General features: G+C 41.4%; 18 protein-coding genes, 3 tRNA genes and 2 pseudogenes. 10 read left to right on the forward strand and 13 right to left on the reverse strand.

The genetic code is table 11. The features are described 5' to 3' along the window. Window position 1 precedes the first annotated feature (1 nt). The 6 genes from SJ312_RS20705 to nagB all read right to left on the reverse strand — a co-directional run bounded on the left by SJ312_RS20705 (window position 2) and on the right by nagB (window position 3,924). Window positions 2-76 (reverse strand) — tRNA-Gln (locus SJ312_RS20705). A gap of 31 nt (window positions 77-107) precedes the next feature. Next, a tRNA-Leu gene (locus SJ312_RS20710) sits at window positions 108-192 on the reverse strand. A 7-nt stretch (window positions 193-199) separates the two neighbouring features. Next, window positions 200-276: transfer RNA gene (locus SJ312_RS20715), tRNA-Met, on the reverse strand. 370 nt (window positions 277-646) lie between these two features. Beyond that, window positions 647-1,870: a DNA-binding transcriptional regulator NagC gene (gene nagC, locus SJ312_RS20720; protein ID WP_196723911.1), complete on the reverse strand. Its 1,224-nt coding sequence runs from the start codon at window positions 1,868-1,870 to the stop codon at window positions 647-649. Window positions 1,871-1,881: 11 nt separating this feature from the next. Next, window positions 1,882-3,045 carry an N-acetylglucosamine-6-phosphate deacetylase gene (gene nagA, locus SJ312_RS20725; RefSeq protein WP_165880284.1) on the reverse strand — a complete coding sequence of 388 codons (1,164 nt, stop codon included), beginning with the start codon at window positions 3,043-3,045 and terminating at the stop codon, window positions 1,882-1,884. A 75-nt stretch (window positions 3,046-3,120) separates the two neighbouring features. Beyond that, window positions 3,121-3,924: a glucosamine-6-phosphate deaminase gene (gene nagB, locus SJ312_RS20730; RefSeq protein WP_110591322.1), complete on the reverse strand. Its 804-nt coding sequence runs from the start codon at window positions 3,922-3,924 to the stop codon at window positions 3,121-3,123. A 417-nt stretch (window positions 3,925-4,341) separates the two neighbouring features. Here nagB and nagE point away from each other — a divergent pair, with 417 nt between their 5' ends. From nagE to glnS, 8 genes and pseudogenes are all read left to right on the forward strand, one after another. Next, on the forward strand, window positions 4,342-6,369 hold the full coding sequence (nagE, locus tag SJ312_RS20735; RefSeq protein WP_319868305.1) for an N-acetylglucosamine-specific PTS transporter subunit IIBC: 2,028 nt from the start codon (window positions 4,342-4,344) through the stop codon (window positions 6,367-6,369). Window positions 6,370-6,573: 204 nt separating this feature from the next. Next, window positions 6,574-7,416, forward strand: a complete 843-nt coding sequence (locus SJ312_RS20740) for a hypothetical protein (protein ID WP_319868306.1) — start codon at window positions 6,574-6,576, stop codon at window positions 7,414-7,416. Then, a complete protein-coding gene (locus SJ312_RS23520) occupies window positions 7,395-7,916 on the forward strand; it encodes a colicin E3/pyocin S6 family cytotoxin (RefSeq protein ID WP_413776570.1) in 522 nt (173 codons plus the stop codon). The genes SJ312_RS20740 and SJ312_RS23520 overlap by 22 nt, the downstream gene beginning before the upstream one ends. 13 nt (window positions 7,917-7,929) lie before the next feature. Next, window positions 7,930-8,187 (forward strand): colicin E3-like toxin immunity protein, encoded by a 258-nt coding sequence (locus SJ312_RS20750; protein WP_110591324.1) that lies wholly within the window; start codon window positions 7,930-7,932, stop codon window positions 8,185-8,187. A gap of 193 nt (window positions 8,188-8,380) precedes the next feature. Next, a pseudogene (locus SJ312_RS20755) lies at window positions 8,381-8,497 on the forward strand (colicin E3/pyocin S6 family cytotoxin); the annotation flags it as partial. 48 nt (window positions 8,498-8,545) lie between these two features. Beyond that, window positions 8,546-8,761, forward strand: a pseudogene (locus SJ312_RS20760) (colicin E3-like toxin immunity protein); the annotation flags it as partial. A 176-nt stretch (window positions 8,762-8,937) separates the two neighbouring features. Next, window positions 8,938-9,753: a sulfite exporter TauE/SafE family protein gene (locus tag SJ312_RS20765; protein ID WP_319868307.1), complete on the forward strand. Its 816-nt coding sequence runs from the start codon at window positions 8,938-8,940 to the stop codon at window positions 9,751-9,753. A gap of 168 nt (window positions 9,754-9,921) precedes the next feature. Beyond that, a complete protein-coding gene (gene glnS, locus SJ312_RS20770; protein WP_319868308.1) occupies window positions 9,922-11,589 on the forward strand; it encodes a glutamine--tRNA ligase in 1,668 nt (555 codons plus the stop codon). A gap of 208 nt (window positions 11,590-11,797) precedes the next feature. Here the strand turns inward: glnS and SJ312_RS20775 are convergent, their stop codons facing one another. The 7 genes from SJ312_RS20775 to kdpF form a co-directional block, all read right to left on the reverse strand. After that, window positions 11,798-12,193 carry a DUF5329 family protein gene (locus tag SJ312_RS20775; RefSeq protein ID WP_319868309.1) on the reverse strand — a complete coding sequence of 132 codons (396 nt, stop codon included), beginning with the start codon at window positions 12,191-12,193 and terminating at the stop codon, window positions 11,798-11,800. 96 nt (window positions 12,194-12,289) lie between these two features. After that, complete coding sequence (kdpE, locus tag SJ312_RS20780; protein WP_110591329.1) at window positions 12,290-12,976, reverse strand: two-component system response regulator KdpE; 687 nt, start codon at window positions 12,974-12,976, stop codon at window positions 12,290-12,292. A 16-nt stretch (window positions 12,977-12,992) separates the two neighbouring features. Beyond that, window positions 12,993-15,680 (reverse strand): two-component system sensor histidine kinase KdpD, encoded by a 2,688-nt coding sequence (gene kdpD, locus SJ312_RS20785; RefSeq protein ID WP_136134927.1) that lies wholly within the window; start codon window positions 15,678-15,680, stop codon window positions 12,993-12,995. Between the two features lie 8 nt (window positions 15,681-15,688). Further along, the gene (gene kdpC / locus SJ312_RS20790; protein ID WP_110591331.1) at window positions 15,689-16,282 is read right to left on the reverse strand and encodes a potassium-transporting ATPase subunit KdpC; all 594 of its coding nucleotides are present in this window, start codon (window positions 16,280-16,282) and stop codon (window positions 15,689-15,691) included. Window positions 16,283-16,292: 10 nt separating this feature from the next. Next, window positions 16,293-18,356, reverse strand: coding sequence for a potassium-transporting ATPase subunit KdpB (gene kdpB / locus SJ312_RS20795; RefSeq protein ID WP_319868312.1), 2,064 nt, complete (start codon window positions 18,354-18,356; stop codon window positions 16,293-16,295). A gap of 13 nt (window positions 18,357-18,369) precedes the next feature. Continuing rightward, window positions 18,370-20,073 (reverse strand): potassium-transporting ATPase subunit KdpA, encoded by a 1,704-nt coding sequence (gene kdpA / locus SJ312_RS20800; RefSeq protein ID WP_112307271.1) that lies wholly within the window; start codon window positions 20,071-20,073, stop codon window positions 18,370-18,372. A gap of 1 nt (window position 20,074) precedes the next feature. Next, window positions 20,075-20,164, reverse strand: a complete 90-nt coding sequence (kdpF, locus tag SJ312_RS23525; RefSeq protein WP_071585860.1) for a K(+)-transporting ATPase subunit F — start codon at window positions 20,162-20,164, stop codon at window positions 20,075-20,077. Between the two features lie 452 nt (window positions 20,165-20,616). Between kdpF and SJ312_RS20805 the strand changes: the two genes are divergently transcribed. Both SJ312_RS20805 and SJ312_RS20810 read left to right on the forward strand, forming a co-directional pair. Continuing rightward, the gene (locus SJ312_RS20805) at window positions 20,617-20,823 is read left to right on the forward strand and encodes a YbfA family protein (RefSeq protein WP_036957942.1); all 207 of its coding nucleotides are present in this window, start codon (window positions 20,617-20,619) and stop codon (window positions 20,821-20,823) included. A gap of 234 nt (window positions 20,824-21,057) precedes the next feature. After that, window positions 21,058-21,801, forward strand: coding sequence for a type 2 GTP cyclohydrolase I (locus SJ312_RS20810; RefSeq protein ID WP_110591334.1), 744 nt, complete (start codon window positions 21,058-21,060; stop codon window positions 21,799-21,801). The last annotated feature ends 949 nt before the right edge of the window (window positions 21,802-22,750 follow it).

Here is a 22,750-nt window from a genome sequence, read left to right on the forward strand (position 1 = left end):
ATGGCTGGGGTACCAGGATTCGAACCTGGGAATGCCAGGATCAAAACCTGGTGCCTTACCGCTTGGCGATACCCCAATCTTAAATTCAATGCTACCGAGAAGGAAAATGGTGCGGGAGACAAGACTTGAACTTGCACACCTTGCGGCGCCAGAACCTAAATCTGGTGCGTCTACCAATTTCGCCACTCCCGCAAAATAATGGTGGCTATGACGGGATTCGAACCTGTGACCCCAACATTATGAGTGTTGTGCTCTAACCAGCTGAGCTACATAGCCATCTTTTTTTGCATAACCTTCGTCGGCGTTGCGGGGCGCATTATGCTAATTACAGACCCGACAGTCAACAGCTTTTTGCACTATTTTTCAGAAAATGTGTCTGTTTGTTTGATGAATAATCATTTTGTCGATAAAGCCAGCAAAAAACAAGCCCATATTTGAAAAAAATCACTTTTGTCTTACCTGCTAGATAAATGTAATTTGGTGATGAAGCGAAATAAAACATCGAAAGAGTCCAAGAATTTGTAAGAGGAGGATAGCTGAAAGAGCGTGAAGTGTTTTAAAAATGACTCATGAAACGAAGAATTCAGTTTATAGCTAATAAAAAAGCAGGTATCTCAACCTGCTTTAAAGAAAATAACGCCAAAAATTAGCTTTCAAACAATTTTTGTAATAATTCACCATTAAGCATCGCACGTTTAGTGAGTGCGAAAGCGCCTATTGCCGAATTATGAACCAACTGCGATGTGACGATGGGAAGATTTTCCCTAAATCCTTTCAAGGCTTGTGTGTCAATACAGCTTTGAATCGCGGGTAACAGAATTTGTTCTGCTTCCGTGATATCCCCTGCAATAACGACTTTTTCAGGGTTAAATAAGTTTATAGAGATAGCAATCGCTTTACCGATTTGCCGACCAACGTGCTGGATAACTTCCGTAGCAAGTGGGTCTCCCTTATTAGCAGCTTGGCAAATATGGGAAATCGTACAAGTTTCCAATGTAAGGGAACTTGAATAGCCTTGTTCTAAACGCTGTTTTACGCGGGCTTCAATCGCTTGGTTTGAGGCAATGGTTTCTAAACAACCAAAATTACCACAGTGGCAAAGTTCGCCAAGGGGGTCAACTTGGATATGGCCGATTTCTCCGAGGTTACCTCGGTGGTTGAGCAATATCTCTTTATTGATGACTAAGCCTGCCCCTGCGCCTCTGTGGATACGAACGAGCAGTGAGTCTTCGCAATCACGAGTTGCACCAAAATAGCTCTCAGCGAGGGCTAGGCTGCGAATATCGTGCCCTGCATAACAGGTAATTTTAAAGTGTGCTTGTAAATTGTCGATGAGATGCCAATTGTCGACCTTGATATGTGGCATGTAGTAAACAATCCCACTATTTGGGTTAACTAACCCAGGGAGAATAATAGAAATCGCAATCAGCTCTTTTAAGCGCTTGTGATTGTGCTCAATAAAATCATCAAGAGCGGCAATCAGTTTTTGTTCTACGGCTTGCTGAGAAGGCTCTGTGATAGGGTAATGAGCATCGATAATCATTTTGCCACCTAAGTCGTATAAGGCGATGGTGGCATCATAGCGCCCTAAGCGGACGCCAATCGTGTGAAAATTTTTGTGTTCAGAAACAATAGATATGGCACGACGGCCTCCAGTAGAGGCCTGTTGGTCAACTTCTTTAATTAAACCACGTTCGAGTAACTGGCGAGTGATTTTAGTCACACTGGCTGGGGCAAGTTGGCTTTGCTCCGCGATTTGAATTCTTGATATCGGGCCATGTTGGTCAATTAAACTATAGACGACAGCGCTATTTAGTTGTTTGACGAGATCAATATTACCAATTTGCTTCAGCGAGTGGCTTTGATTCATTAGCTAGTTACTCATTTTTTGTAGACTTCGGCTCCGTTAACATAGGTTGCAAGGACGTCGAAGTCGTGGTTAAACGCGGTTAAATTCGCAATTTTACCCGGAGCAATAGACCCTAAAGTCTCATCAACTCCAATGGCTCTTGCGGGGTAGAGCGTTGCCATTCTCAGTGTTTCATCTAATGGAATACCCACGTACTCTACACTGTTTCTCACTGCTTCTATCATGGTGAGTGACGAGCCGCTGAGTGTGCCATTTTCATCTACACATAATCCATCGCGGTAGTATATGGTTTTACCTGCGAAGATAAAATGATCCATTTCACCAGTTTGAGGATCTATTCCTGCGGGCGCTGTGGCATCAGTCACTAAAATTAATTTATCACCTTTTAAGTGTTTGCTATTACGAATGTTTGCCCACTGGACATGCAAGCCATCAGCGATAATTCCCGCATATACTTCAGGAGTGTCATAAATAGCGCCAACTAAACCTGGGCCACGGCCTGAAATATATGGCATGGCGTTAAAAAGGTGCGTTGAAAAGCGAATTCCGGCTTTAAAACCCAGTTTGGCTTCTTCATACGTCGCATTTGAATGTCCAGCAGAAATAACAATGCCGGAATCTTTCAATTGGTGAATGTAATCAAGTTCTACTATTTCAGGCGCTAAAGTAATTTTAGTGATAGCGTCTGCATGAGCGGCTAAATAATCAATCATCTGCGCGGATGGTTGGCGGATAAATTCAGGGTTATGCGTACCTTTTTTGATAACATTAATATATGGGCCTTCTAAATGAAGTCCTAGAGCTTGGTTCTTGTGGTCTTTTAAGTACTCTGTCATGACCTCAATACCATGCTTCATTAATTCGTCAGAGCAAGTAATCAGCGTTGGCAGGTAACTGGTACACCCTGTACGCTCATTGGCTTTTTGCATGATATCCAAATTCTTTAATGTGACATTTTCTTTATTATCATTGAATTGGACACCACCACAGCCGTTGACTTGCAGGTCAATAAACCCAGCGGATAAGATTGCACCTTGTAGGTCATGCTGTGGAATATGGGAAGGTAATTCAGAGACAGGACAAACATCTTTGATGATTTCACCATCGATGACGACCGCATGGTTATCCAGTCTTTCATGACCTGTATAAATAATGCAATTTGTTAATGCATACATGGCTTAAAACTCCTGACCTCTGGAAGGTGGGTCACCGATCAGCCTTCGCTGACCGGGTGATTGATAAACATAATCTTAGTTAAACTTTGCAATAATTTCAGATTCTAGCTGTTTGAAATATTTAAGCGTTTTAACTTTTAATTCGAGTGTTGCTGGTTCATCACAAACGACCAGTGCTTTTGGGTGCATTTGCACGCAACTCACTGTCCACATATGGTTAATTGAACCTTCAACTGCTGCATGAACTGCGTTCGCTTTATTCGCACCCGTAGCGAGTACCATTAACTCTTCAGCATCCATTAATGTGGCTACACCCACAGTTAAAGCGAATTTTGGTACTTGATTGATATCATTATCAAAGAAACGTGAGTTAGCTTGGCGCGTTTCTGGTGTTAATGTCTTAATGCGGGTACGAGAGTTCAATGAAGAACCGGGTTCATTAAAAGCAATGTGACCGTCGTTACCTACGCCGCCCATAAATAAATTAATTTTGCCGTAAGATTTAATTTTATCTTCATAACGTTGGCATTCCGCATCAACATCAGGGGCATTACCATTCAGTAAATTGATATTTTGCGCTTGAATGTCGATGTGGTTAAAGAAATTATCATGCATAAATGTGTGATAGCTTTGAGGATGATTAGCGGGAATACCAATATACTCATCCATATTAAATGTTACCACATGCTTAAAACTGACTTTTCCTGCGTTATATAAAGCAATCAATGCCTTATAAGTGGCAAGAGGAGTGCCGCCTGTTGGTAACCCAAGAACGAAAGGGCGATCAGCAGTTGGGTTGAATGCGTTAATTTTGTCAGCAATATACTGTGCGGACCAAATGCCGACATCATGCGCATTGTTAAGTGGAATTAGCCTCATGTCTCAATTACCTCTAATAAGTCTGTGAAATCTTTCATGTATATATGTATCCCTGATGTTATTCATTAGATATAGGAATACTCGTTATACTACAAATTTATTACGCGCTGGTGTTGGTACACAGTGCCGTTTTAACGGCTACACCTGCATTTTAAACGCGCTGAGAATATACAGGTTAATAACATAAATAAGTTATTTTTAATCATAAAATAAGTTTTCGATAATAGCTAGTAATTTAGTCATATCGGTAACTCTTTCGTTGACATTTATCACAAATCGAACCTATTTATTTTGCATCGCGAAACAATTAATTTAGACTATAAAATTGATACTCTCAATAACCTAAATTATGATTTAGGTGTGTGAACAATAAGATCCCGTAAATGGGGCAAAAATAGGGCGATAAAGGGGGAGTTTGTGAATATTCTTAGCTACTTACAGCGGATTGGTAGGGCACTTATGGTGCCAGTTGCTGTACTACCAGCCGCAGCAATCCTGATGGGGATTGGCTATTGGATTGACCCAGATGGTTGGGGAGCCAATAGTGCAATCGCGGCGTTACTGATTAAATCGGGTGCGGCTATTATCGATAATATGTCCGTGCTATTTGCTATTGGTGTTGCTTATGGGATGTCAAAAGATAAGGACGGTGCGGCGGCACTGACCGGTTTTGTCGGCTTTTTAGTGGTGACAACACTGTGTTCGCCTGCATCTTATTCCATGATCATGAATGTTCCGCTGGAAAGCGTTCCTGCGGCATTCGGTAAAATTAATAACCAGTTCGTGGGTATCTTAGTTGGGGTTCTATCAGCTGAATTGTACAACCGTTATAGTGGCGTAGAGCTACCCAAAGCGTTGTCTTTCTTTAGCGGCCGTCGTCTCGTACCGATTTTGACCTCGTTCTTAATGATCATCTTAGCCTTCATACTGATGTATGTCTGGCCGGTGGTTTACAACGGTTTAGTCTCTTTCGGTGAAAGCATTAAAGACTTAGGTTCTGTGGGGGCGGGTATTTACGCCTTCTTCAACCGTTTATTAATTCCTGTAGGTCTGCATCACGCACTCAATTCGGTGTTCTGGTTTGACGTTGCAGGAATCAATGATATTCCAAACTTCTTAGGCGGCGCTAAGTCAATTGATGCCGGTCTGGCAACGGTAGGTATTACAGGTCGCTACCAAGCTGGTTTCTTCCCAATTATGATGTTTGGTCTGCCAGGTGCGGCATTAGCGATTTACCATTGTGCACGTCCAGAAAATAAAGCGAAAGTTGCTGGTATTATGATTGCCGGTGCGTTTGCGGCATTCTTTACAGGTATCACTGAACCACTCGAATTCTCTTTCATGTTCGTGGCACCAATTCTGTACGTAATCCACGCATTATTAACGGGTATCTCTGTTTATATTGCAGCGACGATGGAGTGGATCTCTGGATTCGGCTTCAGCGCAGGTTTAGTCGATATGCTATTGCAGTCACGTAACCCATTAGCCGTTCAGTGGTATATGTTGATTGTCCAAGGTTTAGTCTTCTTCTGTATTTACTATGTTATTTTCCGCTTTATGATCCGCAAGTTCAACCTGTTAACTCCAGGCCGTGAAGAGAGTGCAGGGGATGAAACTATTGACGGTTATGATGAAAGCGTTAGCCCTGCCGATAATAGTGACAGCGATATTCAAAAAGAAGCTCGCCAATATGTTGCAGCAGTTGGTGGCAGCGACAACATCGTCAGTATTGATGCCTGTATTACACGTTTACGTTTAGGCGTTAAAGATTCAGCGATTGTTAATGACGCCATGACAAAACGTTTAGGCGCTTCAGGTGTTATCCGCTTAAGCAAACAAAATGTGCAAGTGATTGTCGGTACACGTGCTGAATTGGTCGCAAAAGCAATGACTGAAGTAATTGCAAAAGGCCCTATTGCCGGTTCTGCACCAGTTGCAGCAGCAGAAGAGAAAAAAGCCGCAGAGCCAGCGAAAGCAAAGGGCAATGTGATTTTATCTTTGGTTGCGCCGGTCAGTGGTCAAGTGTTCTCCCTTGACGATGTGCCAGATGAAGCGTTCTCTAGCCGCATTGTGGGCGATGGTATTGCCATTAAACCAACAAGCAGCGAAGTGTTAGCGCCGGCGTCAGGTACGGTGGTGAAAATTTTCGAAACTAACCACGCATTCTGCCTTGAAACAGAAAACGGTGTTGAGCTCATAGTTCATATGGGTATTGATACTGTTGCACTGAAAGGTGAAGGTTGTGCACGTTTAGTGGAAGAAGGTGCGGAAGTGACTGCTGGAACACCAATTCTGAACCTCGACCTCGCGTTCCTTGAAGCTAATGCCAAATCAATGATTAGCCCTGTTATCATTAGTAATATCGATGATTTTGCTGGCGTCGAGATTTTAGTTGACGGTGAAGTAAAAGCAGGCGAAACGGTTATTTATAATGTTCTGAAATAGTTCAGTTTAATATTATAAGTTAGTAAGAGGGTGGCTTAGGCCACCCTTTTTTATGGTGGTTAAATAAGAAAAAGATAATCATACAGGGTGTAACAAATAATGATAATCACTATCAATTGAGTTTAGTTTATAAAGAAAACATAATTAATTGTTAACTTTGTGGGCAGTGTTTGGGATAACACACTCTTTTGATAAGGAATATCCATGCAGCAAAATGATGAGATCATGAAAATATTGAAGTGTAATCTTTGCCCTAGATGTGGGGAGCAAGATTGCCCTTTTCTGACACATGATAAACGTGCTAAACAGATGATGGATGCATTCAGGCGAGGTGATTTTTTAGAAGCTCAAAAAAAATATATAAGAACATTTGGACAAACACTAGCTATGCTCAGGGGGAACTTTAAAAGTAAAATCAAAATATATGAGTCAGTAACAGATAGCCTAAGATATAAATTTTTTGAGAATCAAGTAGTAACAATACCCCCGACACTTACATCAGCATTAAATGCTTCTTTATCAACCTTAAAACCGTCCCCTCTAATAATCAGCCATGCTGCACCAGTCAGTACTTTCAAACTCGGTGTTACCCCACTTTCTAATAGTGACCCTCTAGGTACTGTTATTGGGCGGTCAGTGGGATTAGGTATTGGATTACTAACATATTCACCACCAGCGGGGGCACCAGGAATAGATACACTACATGATTTTTCAAAACATGATTTTGATTATTTAACAAGGAATACAAATACAGCAAGAACACCCGTTGGGGAACAATTAAGAGTACCAGAGGAACGAATATTAAGGGAGGTGAGTCGTAACAAGGGTGTTGTTGAAACTTATGCCGTTCCTACAGAGCGTATAAGCAATGGACAAAAAACTATTGAATTAACATCAACAAATTCACCAGTCAAGACTCGAGTTATACCTGCAATTCCCACAGAACAAAAAGGGCTTTTTAGTTATTCACTACCAAATGAACAAAAAGATAGGTATATACAGATAGGAAAACCAGAGGTATTCCCTTGGCTCCCCCTAAGAGATTAAAGTCTCTACCCGGTGAAATATATGATATTTCACGGTCTTCAGGCATCCCGATTAATTCCCCCTCTTTCCCAACTTCCGTTATAAATTCAAGTTCTAACCCGCAATCCCCTTTTATTATTGTTTTTTCTGAGAACATTGGCATCAAGCCAATTTATATTGCAGCAAGCAAAGGCGGTAAGAAAAATAAAGGAAAAGAGGATGAAAGAAAAGGTGTTAAAGAAAAAGGTCATTCTTATCATCCTGCACCTAAAGTTGATGAAATAAAAGGCTTCGGTGAATTAAAGCCAGTGCAAGGAAAAACGCCAAAACAAGGTGGTGGGGGACGGCGTAATAGGTGGGTTGGTGATAAAGGGCGCAAAATCTATGAATGGGATTCTCAACATGGAGAACTAGAAGGATACAGAGGTAGTGATGGGCAGCATATAGGTGCATTCGATCCAAAAAGTGGTAAACAATTGAAACCTGCAGATCCTAAACGTAATATAAAAAAATATCTATGAAGAGGAACAAATGATGGGATTAAAGCTACATACGCAATGGTTTGATAAGCAAACTGGTGAATTTATGGGTGAAGAATATTCAGAAGATTTTGGGGATGATGATTTTCTGATAGATAAAACAATTGATCCTAAAGATGAAAATATTATTAATAACGGAGTATTTGATTTGCAAAAAGAATGGGTTATTGAAATTCAAAATTATGTTAATCATCAAATTGATTTAGATAAATTTGTGTACCAAGTTTCATTCGATTATCGGGACGAATGGTAATTATTATTCACATTTGAATAATATTAAATAAAGGGAGTTAAGTTCCCTTTCAAACTGCCGACAAAGTCCTCACTTTTTACTGAGGACTTTGATCTAATAAGATTAGTGCAAGTTATGATCTAACTGATATGTTAAAAGAATCGTCTCCCCAACAATATCAGTACGAAACCATCACCCTTGATTAACTCCACCTGGAGAATTGGAGGGGCATAGAGGTTGTGATGGGCAGCATATAGGTGCATTCGATCCAAAAAGTGGTAAACAATTGAAACCTGCAGACCCTAAACGTAATATAAAAAAGTATCTATAAGGAGAAAAAATGGGATTGAAAATTCATCTGGTTTAGTTTGATAAACAAACAGAGGAATATGTTGGTGAAGAGTATTCTCTTGATTTAAGAGATGATGGTAGCATCATAGAAGAAACTATTAATCCTGAAGAAAATATTATCAATAATGGTTGTTTTGATATGGTTTCTGATTGGGTTTCTAATCTTCAAAATCATATAAAACATAAAATTGAATTTAGTAAATATGATTATCAAGTTTCATTCGATTATCGGGACGAATGGTAATTATTATTCATATTCGAATAATATTAAATAAAGGGGAAATCTCCCTTTATTTGTATTCATCAAGTTGCATTTGTTAATAACATTGGCGAAATCTCAAACAAGGTTGTCAAATTTGCATAAGCAAGGGGCTTTTTTCATCGATAAAATATTTTCTCAATTACTGAGAGGGGTTATCTGTGGAACTGCTTCTGTGTTTATTTGGCTTTATTTCGGGGATCACCACCGCACTATTCGGCTTCGGTGGTGGTTTTATCACTGTTCCATTGTTATACGCATTGATTACCTTAGTGTGGGGGCCGAGCCATAGTGCGAATGAAGTGGCAATGCAAATTGCGGTGGCAACTTCAACCTGCGTGATGATTTTTTCATCAACGTTATCAAGTCGTGCCCATTACTTAAAAGGTAATCTTAGCTGGGCAATTATTCGTCCGTTTATTATTCCAATTTCAATTGGTGGCATATTTGGGGCCATTGTTGCGCTATCCGTAGATAGTGCATTAATTCGTTGGATGTTTATTGGTTATTTAATTATCACTATCTTGGATTGCTTTATTCGTCCCGGTTTTATGAAAACAGAATCTATAGGTATACAAGCCTCCCGTGGCGGTATTTTTGCCGATACCCCGATTGGCGTGGTGATTGGTGCGGTGGCGGCATTTTTAGGTGTTGGCGGCAGTGTGATGACCGTTCCACTGATGCGGCGCCGTGGTGCCAGTATGATCCAAGCAGCCGCATTTGCGAACCCATTGACATTACCAATGGCAATCACGGGCACATTAACCTATTTTTATTTTGCTATTGATAAGCACATTGATCTCGGAGCAGGGTTTCTGGGGATGATTTATATCAAAGGGGCATTAATTTTAATTATGACATCGTGGTTAGGGATCCGTTTTGCTTCTTTATTAATGCCTTACCTGAGCGATAAACGTCATGCCCAAAGCTATCCGTTACTGTTACTCGTCGTTTTAGCCGTCATGATACTGGCTTAGAATCGCGTATATCGGTGGGTAAAGATGAGGTTTTTACCCTAAATTCCTTCTGATCATCGCTTTTGCTGCACTTGGCGCAATCAAACGGTTGTTTCCTGATTGATTATGGTAGAATATATTTAATTACTATACGCTTTTGCGCGCTTTTGGCATTGAGGAATGATGACAATGAATGAGGCAGATGCTCGCCCAACAAATTTTATCCGTCAGATCATAGATGAAGATCTGGCGACTGGAAAACACACGTCAGTGCATACGCGTTTTCCACCTGAACCGAATGGCTATTTACATATTGGTCATGCGAAATCAATCTGCTTGAATTTTGGCATTGCCAAGGATTATCAGGGCCAATGTAACTTACGTTTTGATGATACAAATCCTGTAAAAGAAGATGTCGAATACGTTAACTCTATTCAAGAAGACGTTAAATGGCTTGGTTTTGAGTGGAGCGGCGATGTTCGTTATTCCTCTGACTACTTTGATACTTTGTATCAATACGCGATCGAGTTGATCAAAAAAGGCTTAGCTTACGTTGATGAGCTCAGCCCAGACGAAATTCGCGAATATCGTGGGACACTCAAAGAGCCCGGTAAAAATAGCCCATACCGTGAGCGCCTAATTGAAGACAACTTAGCACTATTCGAAAAAATGCGTGCGGGCGGCTTCGAAGAAGGAAAAGCGTGTTTACGCGCGAAAATCGATATGGCTTCGCCATTTATGGTGATGCGCGACCCAGTTTTATATCGTATTAAATTTGCGGAACATCACCAATCTGGCAATAAATGGTGTATTTATCCAATGTATGACTTCACGCATTGTATTTCTGATGCATTAGAAGGCATTACTCACTCTTTATGTACCTTAGAATTCCAAGACAATCGCCGTTTATATGATTGGGTTTTAGATAATATCACGATTGACTGTCACCCTCGTCAGTATGAGTTTTCTCGTCTGAATCTGGAATATACGGTGATGTCTAAGCGTAAACTGAACCAATTAGTGACCGAAAAACACGTAAATGGTTGGGATGACCCACGGATGTTAACCATTTCAGGTTTGCGTCGTCGTGGTTATACCGCAGCATCTATTCGTGAATTTTGCCAACGTATTGGTGTGACGAAGCAAGATAACAACGTCGAAATGGCTTCTTTAGAATCTTGTATTCGTGATGATCTGAATGAGTCAGCACCACGTGCTATGGCGGTTATCGACCCAGTTCGTGTTGTCATTGAAAACATGCCTGCTGGTGAAGAGATTTTAACAGCGCCAAACCATCCAAATAAACCGGAGATGGGAACGCGCCAAGTGCCATTTAGTAACGAAATTTATATTGACCGTGCGGACTTCCGTGAAGAAGCAAATCGCCAATATAAGCGTTTAGTATTAGGCAAAGAAGTTCGTTTGCGTAATGCATACATCATTAAAGCAGAGCGTGTTGAAAAAGATGCGGATGGTAATATTACAACCATTTACTGTACTTATGATGCAGGCACATTAAATAAAGACCCAGCAGATGGCCGTAAAGTGAAAGGCGTTATTCATTGGATTAGCGTAGCGCATGCCTTGCCTGCAGAAATTCGTCTGTATGACCGTTTATTCACTGTGCCAAACCCAGGTGCAGAAGACGATTTCTTATCCGTTATCAATCCTGAATCGTTAATTATTCGCCATGGTTTTGTTGAGCCAAGCCTGAAAAATGCAGAGGCAGAAAAAGCGTATCAGTTTGAGCGTGAAGGGTATTTCTGCGCGGATAATAAGCTAAGTAGTGCAGATCATTTAGTCTTTAATCGGACGGTGGGGTTGCGTGATACTTGGGCGAAGCTCGAAAATTCTTAATTTTATGTCCCTGTCATACTTTGCACCACAGGGGTGTTGGCTTCATTAAGTTACCCGAGTCACATACTTATGTATGCTCACGGGATAACTTAATTTGCCGCCTACCTGTGGTACAAATTATTTAGGGGCTAGATCGAATATTAGAACAAAAAAACGCTGACATTTATTTGCCAGCGTTTTTTATAGTAATCAACAGAACCTACAGAATTTACTCAGATTTGTTATCCACTTTGTCTTTCAGTAAACCATGCAAATATTTATTGGCTGGGATCATATTACCTTGTGCATCTTTGACTTGGTACTCTTCGCCAGTAATGGACGATTTTGAGGCAACATTATCAATAAATTGTTCTGTAGTTTTGAGACGTTTTTCTGTTTTACGTAGTTTTAAACGTAAGTGAGATTCTGCGTCGGCCGCAGAATGTTCAGTTCCGTTACGAGTAAAAGTAAGGTTCTGTTGCTTACCAAGCTCTGCTAGTAATGATTCAGTACGAACTTTTTCTTCAGGGCTTAGCGCAAGTGCTTGGGTGGTAACAAAAACGCTTAAAAAAAGTACTAAAGCAGATGAAAAACGGTTTGATAGTTGGGCTGTGAGTGACTGCACGAATTTCTCTCCATAGAAAAAAGGTGAGTAAATTATAGGCAGCCTTTTTATTTAAACTATCGGTAAGATTCCTAGAATTCAATGAATGGTAATCCATTAGGGCATAAACCGATAACCAATCCCTGTTTCGGTTAATAAGTGAATAGGGCGAGCAGGGTCATTTTCCAATTTTTGCCGTAGGTGACCCATATAGATGCGTAAGTAATGATTATGTTCAACATAATTAGGCCCCCAAACTTGCAGTAATAAATGCCGTTGAGTTAATACTTTACCGCTATTAGCCACGAGTTCACTGAGTAAACGGAACTCAATCGGGGTAAGGTGGAGCTCTTCACCTTGCTTGGTCACAATTCGATTAATAAAATCGATAGTGATATCGCCAAACTGGCATTTTGAGTTTTCTTGGGTGGGTTTGCCGAAACGCCGTAAAGCAACCCTAACACGAGCCAGTAATTCGCTAATCCCAAAGGGTTTTGTGAGGTAGTCATCAGCGCCTGCATCCAATGCAGCCACTTTCTGTGATTCTTCTTCGCGAGCGGATAAAACAATAATCGGAATACTGCTCCACTGACGTAGGTCACGAATTAAATCAAGCCCATCACCATCGGGCAAGCCAAGGTCTAAAATCAATAAATCAGGTTGCCGAGTACCCGATTCGATTAGGCCGCGGTGGTAATTTTCGGCTTCAAACACTTTCCAGCCTTCACCCTCCAACGCTAAACGAACAAAGCGACGGATTTCTTTTTCATCTTCAATAACCAGTATTTGATGGTTAGTACTCACAATATCGAGGGTCCTTCTATATTTCTGCCTCAATATCAGGCAGTTGTTTTAAAGGTAAAACAAAATGGAAACTGGCTCCACCTTTATTATTGTTTTGCGCCCAAATTTCGCCTTCATGCAATTGGATAATAGCACGACAAATGGCAAGCCCTAAGCCAACGCCTGGGATTGCTGATTCTTTTTGTGCCCGAGAAAATTTATCAAAAATGGTTTTTTCTTGCCCGTTTGGGATCGCATTGCTGGCATCCCATATTTCAATATGAATTTTTTGTCCTTCAACTGCGGCTCGAATACCAATCGGGGTATCGTTATTGCTATATTTTACGGCATTTTCTAAGAGATTGATTAGTACTCGCTCAATCAAATTGGCATCACAATAAAGCAATAAATCTGCTGGAATATCAATCTCTAAAGGGTGACTGTGTAAGGTGTAATCTAAGGTTCTAACGGCACTACTGGTAATTTCTTGTAGTGATTCCCACGCTAAGTTGGGTTGAATGCTGCCAGATTGCAAACGAGCCATATCCAGTAAATTATTAACTAAGCGAGAAGTGCTTAGTACTTGTTGGCGCATTTGGTTGACTTGCTCTGTTAATGGTGAATTTTCCGCTGATAAGTTCAACATTAAAATTTCAGTTTGCCCGAACAAAACGGTAAGTGGCGTTTTTAGATCATGGGAAAGTGCGGCAAGTAACGAGTTTCTCAGTTGTTCACGTTCAATGTTTAATTTGGCTAATTCAGCTTGTTTAGTCAGTTGTAGACGAGCAAGCGAGCTTGCAATCAGCCCCGTAAAGGTTTGCAGCATGCGTTGCTGCTCTGGGATCAATAACTGGCGCATGTTTCTTGGCTCAATGGCAAGAACGGCAAGGGTTTGATCGGCAGTAGTGATAGGTTGTAATTGATAAGGAACACTTGGCAAAGTATCCGTACCAGCACCGGCTGGCTGGCGTTTATCAAAACTCCACTTAGCAATGGCTTTATCAATTTGCATTGCTGTGTAGCCATCACATTGCAACGGTGTTAATTGCCCATCCTCATCAGGTAATAATAAGCAACTTTTGGCTTGGAAGGCATTATTGAGAAAATGATATCCTGTTTTTCCAATATCATCAGTGGTGATGGCTTGGCCTAATTCTTTTGTCATTTCATATAAATGACGGGTCCGTTGTTCGCGATACCGAGCAATACGAGCTTGGTAGCGCATACCCGCAGTTAAATTCCCCACAACAACCCCAACAATTAGCATCACCGTAAAAGTGACTAAATATTGCATATCCATGATAGCAAGGGAAAAATGGGGTTGAACAAAGAACAGGTCAAAACTGATCACGTTAACCAAGGCGGCAAAGACAGAGGGGCGTCGACCATAAAATAATGCGATTAACACGACACCTAATAGATAGAGTGTCACGAGGTTGGCTTTATCGAGTGCTAATAAAAAGGTACGTGAAAATAAGGTGATAGCGGCGCACATCACAATGGCCATTAAATAGCCATTCATATCCGATCGCCATTTTTCAGAGAACGGTTTTCTTTCGGGTTCTTTGTCCCACTCACTTTTTTCTTCAAGTGCGACGATCACTAGGTCTAGATCTGGGCCGAGCTTACCTAGGCGATCGGCAAAACCGGGGCGTAAATTGAACTTAAACCATTTATTTGTTTTATTACGTCGGCCAATTAATATCTTCCCTAAATTATGTTCTCGTGCGTAACGCAATATGGCTTTTTCTTCAGAAGGATCTGATAAGGTCGCTGTTTCTGCCCCTAAGTCTTGAGCAAGTCGCAATGCTTTTAAGATAGCTCTACGCTGTGTTTCAGGTAGCTGATGAAGCGAAGGGGTTTCAACATAAACAGCATGCCAGACACTACCGAATTTTGCGGCAAGCCGAGCCGCGGTACGAACTAACTTTTCATTTCCCGTATTATGGCCAACGCATAACAATAGCCCATCGCGAGTGTGCCATACGGGCGCTTGGCCTTTACCGCCACGAAATTCACGCATTTGGTCATCAACTCGGTCGGCAGTGCGACGAAGTGCGAGTTCACGAAGTGCAATTAAATTTCCTTTGCGGAAAAAATGCTCAATGGCGCGTTCGGCTTGCCCTGGTATGTATACCTTACCTTCTTTAAGACGTTGCCGTAGGTCGTCAGGGGGAAGGTCGACTAACACCACTTCGTCAGCGGCATCAAAAATATGGTCTGGAACCGTTTCACGGACTCGAATACCTGTAATGCTTCCAACAATATCATTCAGGCTTTCAATGTGCTGAACGTTGATGGTTGTCAGTACATCAATTCCAGCATCAAGTAACTCTTCAACATCTTGCCAACGTTTAGGGTGGCGGCTGCCATTAGGGTTACTAAATGCTAATTCATCCATTAAAATTATGGCAGGATGCCTAGCAATTGCAGCATCAATATCGAAGCCATTTAGGCGGCGGCCGTGATGGGTAATGCGTCTGGGTGGTAACAGAGAAAGGCCGTCAAGTAACGCGGCTGTTTCTTCTCTTTCATGGGTTTCTACCACGCCAACCAGAACATCTAGCCCTTGGGCTCTAAGCCTTTGCGCTTCTTGCAGCATGGCATACGTTTTTCCAACACCTGCACAGGCACCGAAAAAAATCTTTAATTTGCCACGCCCAATTTCATTGGCTTTGACCAAGAGTTCATCGGGGTTAGGGCGAATAGGTTCCTGATTGTTCATCACAGCCCCTAGTGAGTTTGACTGTTTATTTGTTGTTGATATTCATCAAGTGCTAGGTTCAGTTTTAGCACATTAATGACCGGTTCGCCTAAAAAGGGTAACAGTGCTTGTTCAGTATGCGTTTCTATCAATGATTTTACCGCATCCAAAGGAATTTGCCTGCTTTTTGCAATGCGTGGAGCTTGGTATAACGCTGCATCAATAGAAATATTGGGGTCTAAGCCGCTGGCAGACGCCGTGAGTAAATCCACTGGGGTGGCGTTATCTGCATCGGGGTTTGCTGCGCGCAGTTGTTTGTTACGCTCAATCATCGTTTGTTGTAATAACGGGTTACTGACCGCTAAATTACTTCCGCCAGAAGCTAATACATTGTAGGGGCTATCAACCGTCGCAGAGGGGCGACCGTGAAAATAGCGGATGTCACCCACATTTTGCCCGATCAAGGCTGAGCCAACAGTACGTTCATCTTGCATAAGTAGAGAGCCGTGAGCCTGCCATGGAAAAAAGATGTTAGCGAGACCAGTTACCATTAATGGGTAAGCAATACCGGTAAAAATGGTGAGTACTAGTAACATGATAATCGACGAACGGATCATATTCATAATCAACTCCTTATATTCCAAAAAAACTAATAAGCAGATCAATCAGTTTGATCCCAACGAATGGCACAATTAACCCGCCTAAGCCATAAATGCCTAAATTACGTTGCAATAACGATTGGGAACTCATTGGGCGATAATGGACACCTTTAATGGCTAAAGGGATCAAGAAGATAATAATCAATGCGTTGAAGATGACCGCAGAAAGGATAGCGGACGCAGGTGAATGTAATTGCATAATATTTAATGCATTTAATTGTGGCCACGTCACGGCAAAAGCCGCAGGGATAATGGCAAAATATTTAGCAATATCATTGGCAATACTAAAGGTGGTTAATGAGCCGCGAGTCATCAACATTTGTTTACCAATATGCACGACTTCAATTAATTTGGTTGGGTTAGAGTCTAAATCAACCATGTTACCGGCTTCTTTTGCCGCTTGAGTGCCAGAGTTCATTGCCACTGCGACATCCGCTTGCGCCAGTGCTGGTGCATCGTTGGTGCCGTCACCTGTCATAGCAACTAAGCGACCTTCAGATTGATATTGGCGGATCAACGCCAGTTTGGCTTCCGGTGTGGCTTCTGCAAGGAAATCATCAACCCCAGCCTCTGCCGCAATAGCAGCGGCGGTTAAATGGTTATCCCCCGTGATCATCACGGTCTTTATGCCCATACTGCGCATTTGAGCAAAACGCTCTTTCATTCCACCTTTAACGATATCTTTGAGTGCCACAACCCCTAATACAGTTTGGTTATCAACGACAACGAGTGGGGTTCCTCCCAAATGAGCAACTTTTTCGACCAGTTGATCGGCTTCTACTGGGAATTTACCGTGGTTAGCTTCAATATAACGACGGATCGCATCCGCAGAGCCTTTGCGGATCATCCGTTCGCCAATATTGACTCCACTCATACGCGTCATTGCAGAAAAAGGAACAAAAGTCGCATTCAGGGCATGAATATCTCTTTCACGTAAATTGAATTTTTGTTTTGCCAGTATCACAATACTGCGGCCTTCTGGTGTTTCATCGGCTAAAGAAGATAATTGTGCTGCATCAGCCAGTTGCTGTTCAGTGATACCCGTTAGCGGTAAAAACTCTGAGGCTTGGCGGTTTCCCAGTGTAATTGTCCCCGTTTTATCGAGTAATAGAACGTCAACGTCTCCCGCAGCTTCTACGGCACGCCCGCTGGTGGCAATAACATTGGCTCCTAGCATGCGGCTCATTCCTGCTACACCGATAGACGAAAGCAAGCCACCAATGGTGGTTGGGATTAAACAAACTAATAGGGCAATCAACACTAAAATAGAAACTACATCGCCAGCACCGGCATAATCTGCGGCAAAAGAGGTAAAGGGGTACAAAGTTGCACAGACAAGGACGAAAATGATCGTTAATGCAGTTAACAAAATGGTGAGTGCGATTTCATTGGGTGTTTTACGGCGTTGCGCACCTTCAACCATGGAAATCATTCTATCTAAGAAGGTTTCACCGGGGTTGACCGTACATTCCACGATCAGCCAATCGGAAAGTACGCGAGTTCCCCCTGTTACAGAGGAAAAATCACCACCAGATTCACGGATCACTGGAGCGGATTCCCCTGTAATTGCGCTTTCATCCACAGAGGCGCCGCCTTCGATGACTTCCCCATCGCAAGGAATGGTATCTCCGGCACGGATCAACACAATATCGCCTTTACGTAACTGATCTGAATTCACTATTTCTTGATTGGCATCCAGCGAAGCAGACGCTAAACGCGTTGCGCTACTTTGTTGCTTTACGCCTTTTAAGCTTTGGGCTTGTGCTTTGCTACGCCCTTCAGCGAGTGCTTCCGCAAAGTTGGCAAAAATAACCGTAAACCACAGCCAAAGGGTGATCATTCCACTGAACCAAGCACTACCTTGTGTGTAATCCATTACCATGGCTAACCAAAGTAACGTAGTGATAATACTGCCAATAAAGACTACAAACATCACTGGGTTACGCCATTGCGCTTGCGGAGTACATTTTTTTATTGATTCAATAATAGATTGTTTAATTAATTGATTATTGAATAATTTAGTTTGTTTATTTTTCATTTTTTTCCCCTCATTATCCTGCAAAGCCAATGTGTAATTGTTCAGCGATTGGCCCTAATGCTAAAGCCGGCACAAAGGTGAGTGCGCCAATGAGAAGCACGGTGAAAATAAGTAACCCAATGAATAAAGGTCCTGTTGTGGGTAAAGTGGCATGGCTTTGGGCTTGTGGCTTTTTATTGGCCATTGAGCCTGCAATCGCTAAGACGGGAAGGATCACACCAAAACGACCAATAAACATGGCTATTGCAAGTAGCACATTGTAGAACGGCGTATTCGTGCTGAGCCCTGCAAAAGCGCTACCATTATTATTGGCGGCAGAAGAAAAGGCATATAGCACTTCACTAAACCCATGCGCGCCTGGATTTAAAATCCCTACACGCCCAGCTTCGGTCATTAATGAAATAGTTGTACCAAGTAGCACTAAGGTTGGGGTGACTAAAATCGCCAGTGCGACCATTTTCATTTCACGCACTTCAATTTTTTTACCCAGGTATTCAGGTGTACGGCCAATCATGAGACCAGCAAGGAAGACTGCGAGTAATACAAATAGCAACATGCCGTATAAACCGGAACCGACACCGCCAAATACCACTTCACCAATTTGCATTAACCACATCGGCACCATTCCACCCATTGCAGTAAAGGAGTCATGCATGGCGTTAACCGCTCCACAAGAGGCTGCGGTGGTGACGACGGCAAACAAAGCGGAGCCGACAATCCCAAAACGACTCTCTTTTCCTTCCATATTGGCAGAGCTAGTGGCATGCAGTTCGGCTAAAAATGGGTTTCCCACATATTCCGCTTTAACTACGACTATGGCAGCAACCACAAAAATGATCCCCATAACCCAGAGTAAGGTATGGCCTTGCTTGTTGTTACCAACTACACGACCAAAGGCAAAGCAAAGTGCAGTAGGGATTAGGAAAATCGCTAACATTTGCACAAAATTACTCAGTGCAGTTGGATTTTCAAAAGGGTGCGATGAATTAGAGCCGAAGAACCCGCCACCATTTGTGCCGAGCAATTTTATCGCTTCTTGGGACGCAACTGGCCCCATCGGTAATAGCTGTTCACTGCTATCTAAAGGATGAATAAGTAAATAATTGGAAAAATTTTGGATCACACCTTGGCTGACAAAAAATAGCGCAAAAATAATCGCTAAAGGGAAAAGCAAATACACAGTAATGCGGTAAATATCTAACCACGCATTACCGACAGTTTTATTGCCATGGTGTGAAAAAGCACGAATAATTGCGAAGGCCACAGCAAGGCCTGTCGCTGCGGAAAGAAAGTTTTGTACAGTCAGCCCTGCCATTTGGCTTAAATAACTTAATGTATTTTCGCCGCTATAGGCTTGCCAGTTAGTATTAGTAACAAAACTAACCGCGGTATTAAAGGCTAAATCCCAGCTCATCCCTTCAAAGTGTTGAGGGTTAAGAGGTAAACGGCCTTGGCAGATTAAAATAACGAATAATAAAACAAAGCCTAAAAGATTAAATAATACAATTGCTAAGGCATATTGTCGCCAATTCATCTCAGCCATTTCACGCCCTGGTTGTTTGACTCCAGCAAGGCGCCAAAGTAAGGACTCACTGCTTGCTAACCGACGAGGTATATCATTGTCGATTAGCCGAGCAATACCGTTACCTAAAGGTTTTGCTAAGATGAATAAGATCAGTAAAAAACTACCTAAAAATAACAATGTAGTGGTAGTCATATCAGAAATCCTCCGCGTTAAGCAGGGCATAAATCAGATACGCCAGCAGTAAAACAACGAGAACTGCCCCAATAATGGAAAGTAATGACACAGTATTTTCTCCTTATTATTTCCATGAGATAAGGCTAAAGAGTTCGTTGTAAAGAAGCTGATAAAAATCACGGGTAGGGTGTAAAAAAAGTATAAAAATGGTTATTTATCGAGCAAGAAGAGAGTGCTTAATAGAGAAAGTGGCGTGTGGTTTTATTAATTTATTTGTTAAATAATTGTAATTTAAATGTACAAATAAAACATTAATTGGTTAAAAAATGTAATAAAAATACGGAATGAACAGATTTTTTAGAAAAATTTACATACTAAGTGGTCAGATGAGTAGTTTTATTACACAATTTGCGATATCCTATCTACAGTCAATATATTTCATATTATCTGTTCGGTTTTAGTCGCTCTTTACTACTGTGTTAATGGGAAATGTGTGTTAATGGGGAATGGTAGAGCAAAGCTGGGATCGACAAATAAAGTGGCAACTGAAGGAGGATACCGATGTCCACATATCGCGAATATTCCCGTAATCAGGTACTTGCACGCCGCACTGCCGCTGTAACAGCTGGCATTATTGCGTTTCCGGTTATGGTTTTTTATCCAAAAAGAGCAAAGTTTTATAGCCATTTACATAAAGTTTGGGCAAAAACCAGTGATAAACCGGTTTGGCTAGAACGTTCAGAGACAACGCTGGAAAGTCACCGCTAATTTAGTACTTAATGGCGAGTAATAACCCCTACAATGTTGAATTGTGGGGGTTTTGTTTTTTTATTTTCTTACTTGCATTTACTATCCACTTGGGTTTTTCTCGATTAATGCCCTCGATTTGTTCTAAATAACACAGAAAAAAATTATGTTTCCGTTTATGCTTATTGATTATCAGTCAATTACGTTCAAACTGGTGGATAAACCGTTTAGCTGTGCAGTAAAAAGGACAACATAATGCATAATTTAAGATTAGAAGAAATCATTAATGAAGAATTGAAAGTTAGTGAGTTCCAAGATTTTGCACCGAATGGATTGCAAGTTGAAGGGCGGCCCCATGTACATAAAATCATCACAGGGGTGACAGCTTGCCAAGCATTGCTGGATGTTGCTGTTGAAAAGAAAGCTGATGCCGTCATTGTTCATCATGGCTATTTTTGGAAAAATGAGCCAGCCATTATCAAAGGCATGAAGAGAAATCGCTTAAAAACATTATTAGCGAATGATATAAACCTGTATGGTTATCACCTCCCATTAGATGCACATCACCAGTTAGGTAATAATACCCAGCTTGCTTATATTATGGGGGTGCAGGTGAACGGCCAAATCGACCCATTAATGCCATTTGGTTTTTTTGATCAACCTATTACACCTTCAGAATTAACGTCTCGCTTAGAAACTCGTCTTGGCCGTAAAGTTCTTCATTGTGGTGATAATGCAAAAGAAGAAATTCGCCAAATTGCATGGTGTACAGGAGGAGGGCAAGGTTTCATCCTACAAGCGGCGGAATTTGGCGTAGATGCCTTTGTAACAGGGGAGGTTTCCGAGCAAACCATTCATATAGCAAGAGAAATGGGTATCCATTTCTACAGTGCAGGGCATCACGCAACGGAGCGATATGGGATCAAAGCGTTAACTAAGTGGTTAGTTGATGAGCAGGGGCTGGATGCAGAGTTTATCGATATCGATAACCCGGCCTAATCTTCGTCGCCTTTCAAACCACAGCGTTGTTGGCTGCATTCACGAACCCTAGTCACATACTTATGTATGCTCCTAGGGCTTCGCTCTCTTGCCGCCTAGCTGTGATTTGAAAAGCATAGAAGATGGATTAATAATATATTTATAGAATTAAATTTTCGTTTTATTCGAGCGGTGGCTGTGTTGGCTTCACTCGGCTACTCGGGTCACATACTCACATACTTTTGTATGCTCCCCAAGATACCCTTATTCGCCGCCTAGCCACAACTCGAACTATTTAGAGAATTAAATTTTCGTTGCCTTTTAAATCAAAGCGTTGTTGGCTGCATTCACGAACCCTAGTCACATACTTATGTATGCTCCTAGGGCTTCGCTCTCTTGCCGCCTAGCTGTGATTTGAAAAGCATAGAAGATGGATTAATAATATATTTATAGAATTAAATTTTTGTTTTATTCGAGCGGTGGCGGTGTTGGTTTCACTTAATATGTATGTACCTAAGATTTAGTTTGATATTTGAACGTATTATCAATATGAGGGATACTTATCATAAGCTTAGATAAGTATCCCTCTGTTTTTTTTACTATTATTCTTTAATATAGTGCTTTCTTGCTAAATTATTGTACCGCTCCTATGTCACATAGGAAAAACGTAAAATTTACAGTTGGTTAGCATATTTATCAATATTAATCACTAGTAATTTCATGATAAACAGTTAAATGTACTATAAAATTAGGCCGATAATTTCACTGTCAGTGAAGATGGCTTAAATTTTCTATTTTATTTATTTTAAATCATGTGGTTGCGATAACCTCTTAAGCTGAAATATTTGGTTACATAGTTTATTTCTATGTACATTAGAACTTACTGGGCTTATCGCAGTTTGGTCTATTTTTTGCTCGATGATTGTTTTGTTATGATTCGTTTTTGGTGTTTTTCTGGAATTATATATCG

This window comes from Providencia sp. CIM-Carb-044 (assembly GCF_033901115.1).
GTDB lineage: Bacteria > Pseudomonadota > Gammaproteobacteria > Enterobacterales > Enterobacteriaceae > Providencia > Providencia hangzhouensis.